Source organism: Psychrobacter sp. ANT_WB68 (assembly GCF_008369115.1).
Taxonomy (GTDB): Bacteria; Pseudomonadota; Gammaproteobacteria; order Pseudomonadales; family Moraxellaceae; genus Psychrobacter.
The window spans coordinates 135,602-150,597 of record NZ_VOAZ01000002.1 but is presented as its reverse complement, the minus strand read 5'-3'; the positions used below and the strand labels follow the sequence as shown (position 1 = coordinate 150,597).

The window sequence follows — 14,996 nt, the reverse complement described above, 5'->3', positions numbered from 1 at the left end:
GACGCACTACCGAATCAGTTAACTATCTTGATAGCATTTGAATTTAACTGCTTTTGATGATAGAGTAACGAAAATGGGGCTGTGGCGGAATTGGTAGACGCACCAGATTTAGGTTCTGGCGCCGCAAGGTGTGAGAGTTCGAGTCTCTCCAGCCCCACCATTTTCGGATAGTACATCTTAGACCAAATATTAAAACCTGCTTTTTAGCAGGTTTTTTTTCGTCTATTTTTTTGCATTTAACGTTCGGCTGATTTATGTTTTTAACGTCAGTTTTTTAGCTCAATTACTTTCCCATACTTTCTAAATCCAAAAGTATCTCATCCATACTCTGATACCTTTTCTCTACGCGCTTTGTCAATGCTTTATCAATTATGTCTTGATAGCGACTATACTCTAATGACAAGGTCGGAACAGGCTGTTGGCAATGCTGAATTGCCCATTCTTTTAACGGCTCGCTACGTTGATTGGCAATATTAAATGGTCGCATGCCCGTTAATATCTCATAAACCATTATCCCAAATGCGTAGATATCGCACTGTAGTGTTGCAGCGTACCCTTGCCAGCGCTCAGGTGCGAGATACGCTGGTGTACCCGCAGGGCTTGCCAAGATTGGTGCATTAAGACCTTCTGCTAGGGCAAAATCAGTCAACAATACATCAGACGTAATACGGCTATTATCCGCATGATTTTGCATGGAACCATCTAGCAAAATGTTACTGGGCTTAATATCATTATGTAGCCAGCCAGCGTTATGTAGGTTGGCTACGAGATGGGTAGCTTGCACGATGAAACGATGCTTTTTTTGAGCGGTTAATGATAGGTGGTTTCGAGAATTAAGCTGAGTTGCCAAGTTCCCATTTGGATAATAAGGCATAACAAGTATTGTCAGTGGCAAAGACTGCGCTAAGATCTGCACCCTTAGGTTGTCATAGGCGAGTATTGGTGGTGCGATAGCGGCAACACCATTCTGATTGTTCGATAAACTATTTATCGATCTTAAAATGCCAGCTTCATGGATTAAATCAGCCGAGTTTTGATTGGCATCAATACTTAACTGCCATTTAATCATCACAGTCGCAAACTGTGGATGCTGGGCGCACGTTAAACCTTGGTAAAATACCTCGCCACTATTACTTTGCTGGCTGATACGCTGATGCGCTATCTCACTATAATTCAAGTCTGAGAATAGAGCCGTCAATGCTGGCAGTATTTGCTGTGCGTGCCTTTGTAAGGCTTGTTTTGCACCTGCTTGTATTGTAGAGGGAATGCTGGCACTATTTCTCATGATAAAGTGATACCTCTATGTATCTAATATACCAAATGTCATCTTAATTCTTTATGAGTAACCAAGTATTATGTCTCAATTACCCAAGCCCGTTATGAGTTATGCCCTGCCCGACCATTTATTAGATTTGCTCGGACAGTACCTGCAAGAGCAAGTCACGCCAACTATCAACATTGATCCTGCGCAGCTTGCCTACCGCTGGGTCGGTGGGCAGACTGGATATTTAGAGCCGTTAGCGGTCAATCTGTTTTTAAGTTTAGATGACTTGCATGGTATCGATACGCAAAAGTCAAAACTGGTACAAAACACGCGACAATTCCTAAAAGGCCATCCTGCCAATCACGTGCTGATGACAGGGACACGCGGCGCCGGTAAATCGTCGCTGATTAGAGCATTGCTACAAGCCTACCATAACGAAGGGCTGCGTATTATTGAAATTGCCCGTGATGACCTGCGGGTACTTGATAAGATTCGCGCCGCCATTAATGCTTTGCCAGCGGATTGTGGTTGTCACTATGTGGTGTACTGCGATGATTTGGCATTTAACGGTCAAGACGAGAGTTATCGAACGTTAAAAAGCGTGCTGGACGGCTCGATAGACTCAGAGCAAGACAAGTTATTGGTCTATGCCACCAGTAACCGCCGCCACCTCTTGCCACAGCTGATGAAAGATAACGTCAATATTTATAATGGTCAAACCGATGAGGTTAACCCTTACGAAACCATTGATGAGACGGTATCGCTATCTGATCGCTTTGGGTTATGGTTGTCATTTCATCCAATGGATCAAAATACTTATTTACACATCGTGCGCCATTATTTATCACTTTCGGCCAAACAAACTCTAGATAATGCGAATGATGTCAAAGTCAGTGACGGTGAAGTAAATGATATGAAAGAAGCTGATATTGAAACAACAAATAATACACTACCTGATTATATCAGAGCAGCTGCATTACGTTGGGCATCAGAGCGCGGTGGACGTTCGGGGCGAGTAGCATATCAGTTCAGCCGCTATTGGATAGGACAGACACGCTTGGCAGCTGAAGACAGTCAATCATAAAACTTAATTGAAGTTATTTTCTTTCATCGCGTGCAGCGCCTAGATACTGCACGCGGCTATTCTCTTTTCCATCTGCTAATTCCGCTGCACCATTTACCATATATTGGTCAAAATCTGCTGCCAACCATAAATTGCCTTGATAAACACTGTCGGCATCTAATCGAATATGCCCCATATTTGGCGTACTGCTATTTCGGTCATCAAAGCCCTGATAACGGGCACTAAAATGGGTTAAAATCAAGTTTTTTAGCCCGATACTCTGTGCAAATCTGCCTACCAATTGCGCGCTACTATGCATCGGGTCAAAGTCTGGTTTTTTTGCCTGAATCTTATTTAACACGTCATTGGTATAAGTGGCTTCATGCACCAGTAAATCGGCATCGACTACCGCAGCGCTAAGACACTCTGGCGTATCGTTATCTCCAGCAACTACTACCTTTGTACACTGACTCTCATTATCGACATAATCCACTGAACGAAGCTTGCGACCGTCTTCGGTCATAACATCGTTGCCCTGTTGCAGTTTGCCCCACAGTGCGCTTGCTGGGATGCCATCGACTGTCAGTTTGTTTGTATTAAGGGTGCGACGGCTGATAGCCTGCGTGAGACCAAAGCCATAAGAAGCGACGCGATGAGATAAGGGATGAATATCTATGACAAGCTGATGTTGATTGTCTAAACCGATCGTTACCTGGCCTTTATTTTTACTATCTGGCTCAGGCAGCAAATCTTCTATCGCCATAAAGTTAATGGCAAACGGAAAGTATAGTTCTGTCGTTAAGGTAATCGCCTCAAGTAGCGCCTCAATTGCTTTTGGGGCAAGAAGCATCAGCGGTGCGGTACGTCCTGACATTGCCGCACTCGCCAGCAGCCCTGGCAAACCATAACAATGGTCGCCATGCACATGAGTAATACAAATGGCAGTCAGTTGATGCAAAGATAACTTGGTATGTAATAGCTGCTGCTGAGTGCCTTCACCGCAATCAATCAAAACCCAAGGACGCGACTTTTTGTTTTGCTGTTGATTTGTCCCTGAGCTATAAGGATTGAGGCATTCAACTGCCAATGCCGTGACGTTACGCTGCTTAGTTGGCACGCCTGCTGAGGTGCCCAAAAAGGTTAGTTTTAACATGGACGAGCTCTTCTATCTAAATACTTATGCTCTATAACGACTGACATATCATGGTCCTTTGACCTTCAATCATTTTCCCGCCATTGGCAGTGCATTCATTGACCATATTGGACTCATAAGATTTCCAGCCGCCATAAAAGCTGGCGATGCATAGAATCACTACGAGCAATTTTTGTGACCATGCTTTGATCGATACTTGCTGACTAGGCACATGACCGTTGGCAGTATTCAGCGCTTGTTGAGCAACAATATCGGTATCGGTATTTTTGTTATTTGATTTATCCAAGTCTGTCATTTTTTATCCTAAAAAAGGTTTTGTCTATGAATAAACAAAACCTTTTATTGTCATATCAAATTAATAATTTATTAATAATTAAATGTGCCGCGTTTAGAACTTCAAACGACCGCCCTTTTCTTCTGCACGCTTAAAGGCATCACGCTCTTCACAGCGTTTAAGCCAGTTTAAGATATTGGCATATTTACTGCTATCTAAACCGGCACCAGCATTGGCACCGACTACCGCAAGATGCATTTGAATATCAGCGGCACTAAATTCAGCCCCGGCAAACCAATGATTGTCTTGCAAATGCTTCTCCATCATAGCCAATATGGTATCTAAACTTTTGCTTATCATGCTTTTTTCGACTTGATTGCGAATGCTTTTACTGACAGGCTTGATGAGCATGGGTGACTGATCAACCACTTTGGTAAATACCAAACGCATGACCAATAGCGGCATCACTGATGCTTCAGCGAAATGAAGCCAAAACGTATAAGCTTCCCACGCTGTTTCATTATCATCCGCAGGCTTGAATTGCTTCTCAGTGTCGTAATGCTTAATCAAATACTCGATGATAAATCCTGACTCGATGAGCACACGGTCGTTTACCTCTAACATGGGCGCATGACCGAGCGGATGTATTTTTTTTAAGCTGTCAGGTGCGCGGTAAGCTTTATTGCGCTCATAGCACGTCAGGTGATAGTCGACGCCAAGTTCTTCTAATAGCCAAATAATACGAAACGAGCGTGAGTTTGCTAAATGATGAAGGTGTAACATAAACCATCCTAGTTATTAAAATTATTAAGTTATCGTGTGAATAAGTAATAATATTTATAGTTGGTGCTACGCATTGTATTAATAAAATTTATTAAGCGTGGCAGCACTGCTGTCGATAATAACGCAATTGACGCCCCTTTAACACAGAAACTATGTAGAGAAATAGCGAAAAATCATGCTAACCAAGTCAAACTCAACTTACTTAACCAGCAAGTATTATTTGGTATGTAACGCTTCAATTTTGCGCGTCATCTTGTCGATTCTTTGCTGATACTTTCTAATCTTACGAAAACGATGCGCGGTCAACACGCCTTTGATACGGTGATTTTTTAGACGGCGACGTGGCGGGAAACTGCCCACCTGTGGCTCATTGTACCCATGCAAACGGTCGTCACGCTTACGAGTCACATAACCAAGCGCACTATCGGCAATCATAATCAGCAGCGCAATAACAATCATGCCGTACATAAATAATGAGCCGCCCTCATCGATACTTTGATGCAAAATGGTGATGGAAAATATAAATAGGAATATCGGCTCAAGGTAGCATAAAGTGCCAAATAGCGAGACGGGCAGCTTTTGGCTTGCGACCATAGTCAGTGCCATCGCCGCTGTACTGATGATACCCAGTAGCGGCAACAGATACCAGAATTTGTCGGTAGATATCGCCAGCTCAAAACCACCGCTCATATACAAGACAATGATAACCACCGGCGTTAATAAAACCAAATCCGAAATAAGCCCTGTAATTGGCGGCACAGCAAGCTTGCGACGCAGGAGATAATAAGGCGGATAACCCAAACAGACAAATAAAGTCGCCCAAGAAATAGCGCCATACTGCCAGATATCATAAGCAATACCGAGCGCAGCACAGATAGTAGCCACCCACTGTAGCAGCGTCATGTCTTCATTGTAAAAAAAGCGCCCCACGATAATCATAATCATTGGGTATAAGAAATACCCTAATGTCACCTCTAGACCCAAATCATTGACCGGCGCCCACATAAATATCCAGATTTGCGCGCCCAGAATCGGTGTGGGTATGATAAATAAAAACCACTCTTTTGCCGTCTTTAAGGTTTTGAGGTAATCAAAAATATGCTGCCATTGCTTAAGGACACTGACCAGTAGCACCAAGCTCAATAGCATCATCAGCACACGCCAAGAAGCAACTTGCGTCCCCGATAATGGCTGCATCAATAGACCAAATAAAAATAGCAATGCATAGAGAAAATTTGCTGCCACTGCAACGATGGTGCCCTGAGATGTCTGATTGGTGGGAAACATAACAACAGCCTTTGAAGATAAGCGCACATCCTTGGCAATTTTGAAAAAAAACAAAAGCCTCAGACGCGAACGTCAGAGGCCTTCTGTCTATAAAATCTTTTGTTGATAACTTAATCGTATCATGCTGAGATAAAGGCGGTATATATAGGGTATTTATCTCAAGGTTTACATTATGTCAAAGTCAGAATAGATAAGCAATACATTGACTTAACCCATTTATTCATTTCTATACCTGGTTTATTCAATCTGCATCAATAGCTCGGCTTATTTGCCATCTAACTGTTCTATTTTGCGCTGTACTCTATCCATCTTTTTTTGATAACGACGAATCTTACGGAAGCGATGCGCGGTTAAAACGCCTTCTATGCGGTGATTAATAAGACGGCGGCGCGGAGGAAAACCGCCTACTTGTGGCTCTCGGTAGCCATGTAAACGATTATCACGACGGCGAATGAGATAGCCTTTGACACTATCAGCAATCATAATAAATAACGCCAGAGTAATCATGCCATACATAAATAGCGAGCCGCCTTCATCGAGGCTTTGGTTTAAAACCGTGATGGACAAAACAAACAACAGCATGGGTTCTACATAGCTGAGTGCGCCAAATAATGACACTGGCAGCTTACTACTGGCAACCATGGTCAGCGACATGGCAAGCGCACTAAAAGCACCGAGCAGCGGCAATAAATACCAAAACTTTATGTTTTGTGCCGCCACGCTAAAGCCGCCGCTGCTATACAGCATGATGAGCACCACCGGCGTCAGCAAGGTCAAATCTGAAAGCAAACCGGTAATCGGCGGTACGGCAAGCTTACGCCGCAGTAGATAATAAGGCGGATAACCCAAGCATACAAATAATGTCACCCATGATACCGTTCCATATTGAAAGATATCATAGCCAATTCCCAATGCTGCGAATAATGCTGCGGTCCACTGTAGCGCGCTCATATGCTCACGATAAAAAAAGCGCCCCAGTATTATCATCACCAGCGGCAATAAAAAGTAGCCCAAGGTGACATCAAGCCCGAAACCATTGACAGGACCCCACATAAATAGCCAAATCTGCCCACCCAATATCGGCGTAGGTAATATAAATATCAGCCATTCTTTCAGGGTTTTTAAAGTTTTCAGGTAATCAAAAACATGTTGCCATTGCTTAGTGAAACTTACCAATATAAGCAAACTCAACAGCATCATCAGCACCCGCCATGACGCCACTTGTGTACCCGTTAAGGGCAACATAAATAGCCCAAACAAAAACATCAATGAAAATAAAAAACTGGATGATACGGCTGCTAAGGTTCCCTGAAAAGTTTGATTGGTCGTAAGCATAACAACGGCCTTAAAAATAGCGCTTAATGAGTATTTTTTATAATTTATAACCAGTTTATAAAGGTTAGAAGATAAAAGCTAAGAGATATAGATTAAAAGCTAAAAAACAAACTTTAAAAATAAACAGCACTCAGAAAAAAGCCTCCAACGATATCGTCAGAGGCTTTTTCTAGAGCAGTATTGCTAACTAAACTAAAAAGCTAACAACTGAGATATTTATTCTTCATCGTCTGTGTTTTCATCATTCGATGTTTCGTTGTCTACTAAGTCGTCGTTTGCACCATCAATAACGTCATTGATATCGGTCGTCGCTGTATTGCCAGTTTCGGCATCAATATCAATTTGCTCTTGACCGTCTACTGCAAACGTTCCATCTTCTCTCATAGCATCGACTAGCTCATCGTCGCTTTCTTCATGTTCAACACGCGCCATAGCGACTAGCTTCTCATCTTTTGAAAGACGAATCAGCGTCACACCTTGGGTGTTACGACCTGAGCTGGCAACGTGCTGAACTGGCGTACGTACTAAGGTGCCTTTGTCTGAGATTAAGATGATGTCATCTTCAGGATCTACCTTGGTCGCACGAACTAACGCGCCATTACGCTCACTGGTCTTAATAGCAATCACACCGCCACCACCACGATTTTGGGTATTAAACTCATCGATAAAGGTACGTTTACCAAAGCCATTTTCACAAGCAATGAGGATTTCGCGGACATCATCTTCGATAACCACCAATGACTTAATAAATTCATCAGCCGCCAGACGCATACCACGAACGCCTTTAGCCGTACGACCCATGGCACGCGCATCATTTTCATCAAAACGAATGGCTTTACCACTTGAAGCAAATAGCATCACTTCTTGGCTACCGTTGGTGATACGAGCGCTCACCAATTTATCACCTTCCTCTAAACCAACCGCAATCAAGCCGTTCGAGCGAATATTAGCAAACTGTTTCAGCTCGACACGCTTCACGGTACCATTGGCGGTTGCAAAGAATACAAAAGGCGGCTCTGCTTGCGTGCTATCGTCTAATAACTCATCATCACCATCTACTAAAGTGCTTGTTGATGATGCCTCACCTTTCACCGACAGCTCTTCTACTATTTTTGGAATAGGCAGTATCGTAGTAACCGTTTCATCAGGATTTAAACCAATTAAATTCACTAATGGACGACCACGGGCACCGCGACTGGCAATCGGTACTTCAAAACCACGTAAGCTAAAGACACGGCCGCTATCGGTGAAGCATAATACGGTGGCATGCGTAGATGTCACAACTAAATGATCAATCACATCATCTTCTTTCATCGCGGTCGCAGATTTGCCTTTACCACCACGTTTTTGCGCGACATAATCATCAATTGGTTGAGTTTTTGCATAACCCGTACGAGAAACTGTCATTACTACAGTCTGCTCTGGGATAAGGTCTTCACGGTTGAAGTCCATGCGTGAATCAATGATATCCGTACGGCGCTCATCACCGAAGTTTTCACGAATCTCAATCATCTCGTTTGAGATAATCGTCATCAGCTTATCAAAATCACCAAGAATCGATTCTAAATGGGCAATTTCACGCAGTAAATCTTGATATTCTTCGGTCAATTTATCTTGCTCAAGACCGGTTAGGCGATGCAACTGCATGTCTAAAATGGCATTGACCTGCTCAAGCGATAAGCGATAACGTTGCTCACCTTCAACTGAACCATCAATTAAGCCAAACGGCGCTTTGGGATCTTCGCCTTCGATAAAATCTGGACGTACCGACTGGCTACCTGCAGCAGTTAGCATCGCGACGACGCTACCTGAACCCCAAGTGTTATTTAATAAGCTTTCACGTGCCAAGCCGCGGTTAGCAGACGCTTTAATCGTCACAATAATATCGTCAATATTGGCCAGTGCCACGGCCAAACCTTCGAGCAGATGACCACGAACACGGGCTTTATTGAGCTCATAAATCGTACGGCGCGTCACGACTTCTTGACGATGGCGTACAAATGCCGCAATCAGCTGGCGTAAAGTCAATAGTTTTGGCTGACCGTTATCGAGTGCCACCATATTGATACTAAAGCTAGATTCGAGAGGCGTTTGCAGGAACAAGTTATTAACGATCACTTCTGCCGTCTCACCGCGACGCAAATCAATAGCGATACGCATGCCGTCTTTATCAGACTCATCACGAATTTCGGTAATACCTTCGATTTTTTTGTCACGTACCAGTTCAGCGATACGCTCAATCAACTTAGCTTTATTGGTTTGATAAGGCACTTCGGTAAAGACAATACGTTCACGGTCACGGTTCACACCCGTCTCGCTCATCGGTTCAATAATATAACGACCACGTACATGCAGGCGACCTTTACCGGTGCGATAAGCATCTAAAATACCTGCGCGACCGTAAATAATACCGCCCGTTGGAAAGTCAGGACCTGAAATATGCGACATCAACTCTTCTGCAGATATTTGCGGATTTTCAGCATAAGCCAAACACGCATTAATCACCTCAGTTAGATTGTGCGGCGCCATATTGGTCGCCATACCAACCGCAATACCGGTTGCACCGTTGACCAATAAGTTTGGAATACGCGCAGGCAACACGCTTGGCATACGCTCAGAGCCATCGTAGTTGTCTTCCCAGTCGACGGTGTCTTTGTCCAAGTCAGCAAGCATTTGGTGAGTCAGCTTGGTCATACGGACTTCGGTATAACGCATCGCTGCCGGTGGATCATCATCAATCGAACCAAAGTTACCTTGACCATCGACCATAGGGTAACGCAGACTAAAGTCCTGCGCCATACGTACAATCGCATCATAGACCGCACTATCGCCATGCGGGTGATATTTACCGATGACATCACCGACCACACGTGCCGACTTCTTATAGGCTTTATTATAGTCATTAGACAGCACATGCATCGCGTACATCACGCGGCGGTGTACCGGTTTGAACCCATCACGCACATCAGGCAGCGCGCGCGAGACGATCACGCTCATCGCATAATCCAAATAGGACTGCTTTAATTCATCCACGATGGCAATAGGACTGATCGAGTCGCTCATATACACTCCTTCACTCACATACTTTCTCTAAGGATTGCGCGCCTTAAAAGTGCTTCAGCTTATGCAAAAATATAGCTGCACAAACGCGCAACTATGATTGCTATATCTACTCTAAAAAGCACCATCAAACGATCAAAACCATAGGAAAATGGCGATACGGTTTTTGTTAAAAGTAATGTTTAATAAAAGAAGCTATTTTAGCACATTTTTGTCAATTTAGGGGGTTCTAGATGCTATTAAAATCAAGCAAAACAGCTTATTAGCGCTGATTTCTGAATCTGGTAAGATATACCAAAACGACTTTAATGACAGAGTGTTTTCTTTACCGTTTTTAAAGGCTGTTTCATAAAAAAACCGCATCCGAGGGATACAGTTCTTTTTGCGAGTGAGATTAAAACTACTTATATGCTTAGTTAGAAAGCATTTTAAACAGGTTTAAATTCCTGATTAAAGAATTCGCGGGTTGCCTCAGTACAGGCTGGACTGACCAAACCGCCATGATAATTGGTATAAAACGCCAATAGCGACGCTACACCGCCCTGTGGGGCTGCATCATCCTTAATCTTCTTAACACTATTACTAAAATTGGTTTGTACGCTATTTTTAACAGCAACCGCATCCCATTTATTCATTGACGCCTGCCCAATCATGATAAAGTCCTGCTTATCTGGGCGCTCTGCTTTATTATCTGCATCCACATCTAAAACCGTAACATTAAGTTTCTTAGCAGAATTTTTAGCCACTTCTGCCTGTAGCAGGTTTACCATCGAGCCGGTATTGGTATCGAAATACACAGTCGGATCTTGGTTGCCACCACAAATAAACGTTGGCATAGTAGGCACATAACCACGTAAGTCATTATCTTTTAATGCTTTACGCAAGTTGTTTTGCGGATTGCCAGCCGGTAAATTATTACCATTGGCTAACGTTAAACCATCAGGATTTTTTTGCGCATCAGCCACGTAAGCAGCTCGGAAATCCGTTTTAATCAGATAATCCGTCTCATCGTAGCCACCTAAAATAGAAAACAGCTTACCTTGTGATAAATCTGCCAGCCTTGGATCGCTAGGATTCTTTTGGAATAAAGCATTGTTAGGCAGTTTTCCTGCTTGAACTAACTCACCAAATGGGGTATTACTAGGCAACTGCGCGTCCGCATACTTATCTAAGAAAATATCTGATTTCTTGGTATAAATATTGCCGTATTTTGCCTGTAAGCCAATACCAAGTAATGGTGCAAAGCGCGACGCCCCAATATTGACATTGCCTGTAAAGATTTCATCACCAAAGGCGGCCAACGCATAAGGGCCCGATGATGGTGCAATCGCCGTCACTGCTTTCTTTTGCGCTTCTAGCAATCTTGCGGTTGCCATAGTGACATAGCCACCTTGCGAGTAACCAGCGATAAACAGCTTCCCTGAATCATCAATTTTGCTGTAATTGGCATCATTGGCGCGTTTTTTGCGTTCGATAATACTACGCGCGCTATCTAGCGCATCAACCATGTCGGTCGACTGCTGCTGGGCAACCAAATAAGGATGGTAGTCAAGCTTCGATTCATCGTAGCCTGCATAATTAGGGGCGACGACGATATAGCCTTGAGCGGCAAAGTTTGCGGCAATTAAGTTGGCTTCCCCTACCGCAGGATTTTTAGTGTTACCTACTTGGGAAAAGTCATAGCCTTTATCAGTGGTTGTACCATGCGCATACAATAATACTGGGCGATCACCTTTGCATTCAGCAGCGTCGCCAGTAGGTAGCATCAAAGCAGCCGTAGCATTGGTATCTTCATCGGCGGCACCTTTGGTATCATAGCTGACTTTTTCTATCGTAACGCCGCACTTAGCTGCAGGTGTTGCCGTACTTCCCAGACCAAGACCACTATTGATATCATTTGCCGTAAAGGTTTTTACAAACTTAGCGCTGGCAGAGGACGAAGGTGATTCAACGAAACGCTCATTGTCATCATCATTACAACCAACAAGCAATAAGCTACTGGCAATGGCTAGCGATAAGAGGCCGCGCGTCATGATGGGTTTGTTTATAATGGAGGAATTGGGTAAGACCATGATTGCTATCCTTAGCAGTGATAATGCAAAAAATTGCCTAGAATCCTTGGCAATTGGTAGGTGCAGCTTAGTTAAGATATTTTAATAGACATTCTTTTAACGATAGCCTTAATAAAAACAGCCTTAATATAGAATTTTAAGTAAGATTGCTTAATGAAAATTATTGCTTCAACGCTACTATTTATACGCTAAAACCCTATTAAAATCCAATAAAAAGTTATGAAAAACCCTTTCGAATACTTTAGATAAAACAGAGCCCGTTATGAATCAGGAAATCAGCCAAGCAAGCAGTCCATCCATTAGTCAAGCAACTAGCCAGCCAAGCAATCAAACCATCACACCATTAGTTGAACAATCTGATACGCGCACAGATCGCAGCTTTGATGAGATTGCGGATCACTTTGAAAAAAAGGTTTACGGCGGCTTAAAGGGTGACATTCGTTTAGCAGTATTGCGCCGTGATATTTTTGAATATTGTGCAAACATGAGCCAAACGCTTGGGCGACCGTTACGTATCCTAGATGTGGGCGCAGGGCTGGCGCAGATTGCGATTGAGCTTGCCCTTCAAGGGCATACGCTGGTTATCAATGATATCTCAGCCAATATGTTAGAGAAAGCCCAAGCGAGCGTCGTACAAAGCGGTGAAAGCAATCAAAACAATGAAAAACTGGATATCACCTGGCATGTATGCCCCTATCAAGAGCTTGAAGAGAAGCTAGCGGGTAACACAGAGAAGTTTGATTTGATTATGTGTCATGCGCTGCTTGAATGGTTGGCAGAACCGGCAGCTGTGATGGATTTTTTCGATAAGCATTTGACTGAAAATGGTGCGCTCTCGCTGTGCTTTTATAATCCGGCGAGTTTCGATTATCGCAACCTAATCATGGGTAACTTTAATTTATTGGATAACACCGAGTATAAAGCGGACAATAAAAAAAGCCTCACACCCAATCATCCAGTCGCTAAAGAAGAGGTTGAATCTTGGCTAAAGGCGCATGAGTATCAAACGATACTTGCGAGTGGCTTGCGCGTATTTCATGATTATTCACCGCTCAAACGTGGCGGTCATAACGACCCTGATGCGGTGATACGCATGGAGCTGCGCTACTCACAACTCGAGCCATATAAATGGTTGGGGCGCTATTTGCATATATTGGCAACGCGTCACGCTTAACGTCTTCGTTAAGTTTAAAAGGCAGTGCCAAGTTTAAATTTGATAACTATCTGACGTCTTACACACGTTCTGACCGATCATACTCCGACCACGTGGTGGCATTGATGTCTTTTTCATCAAACACTACCACATGCTCTAGGATAGGTAAGATACCAATTTGCGAGCCAATCTCATGGTTATGATGACTGGCAACTAACGATAATACGGTTTGACCATCGGCAAGCTGCAAGCGATAAAGATAGTTTGCCCCACGAAATACGCGTCCGACTACTAAAGCCGTCTGCGTACTTTCATCATCATGGACGATATCATCGGGACGTACTAGCACCTTAATCGGTGTACCATTCGGATAGTCATACTCGCAATACTGCGGCTGACCTGACTCATCATAGACTTCCATGCGGCGATAAATATCCCCAAGCGCAGTTTCGACATGACCTTCTTTGATGATACCGTCTATCATTGCCCCTTCGCCGACAAACTCAGCGACAAACGGACTAACCGGCTCATGATATAACTCACTTGGCGTCGCCCATTGAACCAACTTACCTTTATCCATCACCCCGACTTTATCAGCTAAAGCAAAGGCTTCGTTTTGATCATGAGTGACCAAAATAGCAGTAGTATTGGTGCGTTTAAGGATATCACGGACGTTCATCGCCAGTGATTCACGTAGCACCACATCTAAGTTAGAAAACGGTTCATCAAGTAGCAAAAGTTTGGGTTTTGGTGCCAATGCGCGTGCCAACGCTACCCGCTGCTGCTGTCCACCCGATAGTTCGCTAGGACGCTTATCCGCGTGTTCAGATAATTCGACAAGCTCTAGCATCTCTTTAACTCGAGCTTTTTTGTCAGCAGCCGACCATTTATTAAGGCCGAAAGCGATGTTTTTTGCCACGCTCAAATGTCCAAATAAAGCATAATCCTGAAACACCATGCCCATACCGCGCTTGGCTGGCGCGACTGCAAAGGTAGTACGTGCTGTCTGCTCCGTTAAACGCTGATTATTTAAGCGAATCTTGCCACCACGGCTCTGCTCTAAGCCTGCAATTGCTCTCAATGCGGTGGTTTTACCGCAGCCGCTATAGCCTAAAAAGCAACCGATTTCACCTTGTTGCAAATCAAGCGATAAGCCATTAACGATTATCGTATCATCATAACCAACGATTAAATCTTGAACGCTAAAATAAGCATCATCAGCGCTAGTGTTCTTACTAAATGCATTAATAGCATGGTTATCTAGAAAGCTGCTTTGTTCTGCTGTTTCTTGATTTAGAACACTTTGATTTGAAACGCCTTGATGTAAGGTGTTTAGAGGCAAGCTTTTATCAGCTTGAAGCTGTGCTATCTGAGCTTTGGTTAATAACGTGACGGGTGTTTTTTTTACATACTCCGGTCTTGGCTTGCCGCCAACCCTGACAGATTTAGGCGCTGCTGGATTGGTTGAATCGTTCATCAAGTCAGTATACATAGACAGTACCAGTAAGCTATTAGTGAATAAAACCCATCATTAGCGCGGTTTTTAATAAGG

The 14,996-nt window shown here is 43.6% G+C and carries 11 protein-coding genes and 1 tRNA gene; 3 read left to right on the top strand and 9 right to left on the bottom strand.

The features are described from left to right. Positions 1-75: 75 nt before the first annotated feature. Positions 76-160, top strand: a tRNA-Leu gene (locus FQ084_RS05865). Positions 161-283: 123 nt separating this feature from the next. On the opposite strand, the gene FQ084_RS05860 is transcribed toward FQ084_RS05865, so the two are convergent. Then, complete coding sequence (locus tag FQ084_RS05860) at positions 284-1,285, bottom strand: protein kinase domain-containing protein (protein ID WP_149489713.1); 1,002 nt, start codon at positions 1,283-1,285, stop codon at positions 284-286. Between the two features lie 70 nt (positions 1,286-1,355). On the opposite strand from FQ084_RS05860, the gene FQ084_RS05855 reads away from it, so the two are divergent. Beyond that, on the top strand, positions 1,356-2,348 hold the full coding sequence (locus tag FQ084_RS05855) for an ATP-binding protein (protein WP_149489712.1): 993 nt from the start codon (positions 1,356-1,358) through the stop codon (positions 2,346-2,348). A gap of 13 nt (positions 2,349-2,361) precedes the next feature. Here the strand turns inward: FQ084_RS05855 and FQ084_RS05850 are convergent, their stop codons facing one another. The 7 genes from FQ084_RS05850 to FQ084_RS05820 form a co-directional block, all read right to left on the bottom strand. Then, on the bottom strand, positions 2,362-3,480 hold the full coding sequence (locus tag FQ084_RS05850) for a ribonuclease Z (RefSeq protein WP_149489711.1): 1,119 nt from the start codon (positions 3,478-3,480) through the stop codon (positions 2,362-2,364). Positions 3,481-3,511: 31 nt separating this feature from the next. Next, positions 3,512-3,775 (bottom strand): hypothetical protein, encoded by a 264-nt coding sequence (locus FQ084_RS05845; protein ID WP_149489710.1) that lies wholly within the window; start codon positions 3,773-3,775, stop codon positions 3,512-3,514. Between the two features lie 93 nt (positions 3,776-3,868). Next, positions 3,869-4,537, bottom strand: coding sequence for a glutathione S-transferase (locus tag FQ084_RS05840; RefSeq protein WP_149489709.1), 669 nt, complete (start codon positions 4,535-4,537; stop codon positions 3,869-3,871). Positions 4,538-4,753: 216 nt separating this feature from the next. Continuing rightward, positions 4,754-5,824, bottom strand: coding sequence for an EamA family transporter RarD (gene rarD, locus FQ084_RS05835; protein ID WP_149489708.1), 1,071 nt, complete (start codon positions 5,822-5,824; stop codon positions 4,754-4,756). Positions 5,825-6,088: 264 nt separating this feature from the next. Then, entirely contained in the window at positions 6,089-7,159 is a 1,071-nt protein-coding gene (gene rarD / locus FQ084_RS05830) for an EamA family transporter RarD (protein WP_149489707.1), read from the bottom strand. Between the two features lie 216 nt (positions 7,160-7,375). Then, a complete protein-coding gene (gene gyrA, locus FQ084_RS05825; protein WP_149489706.1) occupies positions 7,376-10,222 on the bottom strand; it encodes a DNA gyrase subunit A in 2,847 nt (948 codons plus the stop codon). Positions 10,223-10,647: 425 nt separating this feature from the next. After that, on the bottom strand, positions 10,648-12,291 hold the full coding sequence (locus tag FQ084_RS05820) for an alpha/beta hydrolase family protein (RefSeq protein ID WP_149489705.1): 1,644 nt from the start codon (positions 12,289-12,291) through the stop codon (positions 10,648-10,650). Between the two features lie 262 nt (positions 12,292-12,553). Between FQ084_RS05820 and FQ084_RS05815 the strand changes: the two genes are divergently transcribed. Next, a complete protein-coding gene (locus FQ084_RS05815; RefSeq protein WP_262880677.1) occupies positions 12,554-13,465 on the top strand; it encodes a methyltransferase domain-containing protein in 912 nt (303 codons plus the stop codon). A gap of 58 nt (positions 13,466-13,523) precedes the next feature. Here FQ084_RS05815 and FQ084_RS05810 read toward each other — a convergent pair whose 3' ends face one another. Then, positions 13,524-14,936 (bottom strand): ABC transporter ATP-binding protein, encoded by a 1,413-nt coding sequence (locus FQ084_RS05810; protein ID WP_188032909.1) that lies wholly within the window; start codon positions 14,934-14,936, stop codon positions 13,524-13,526. Between the last annotated feature and the right edge of the window lie 60 nt (positions 14,937-14,996).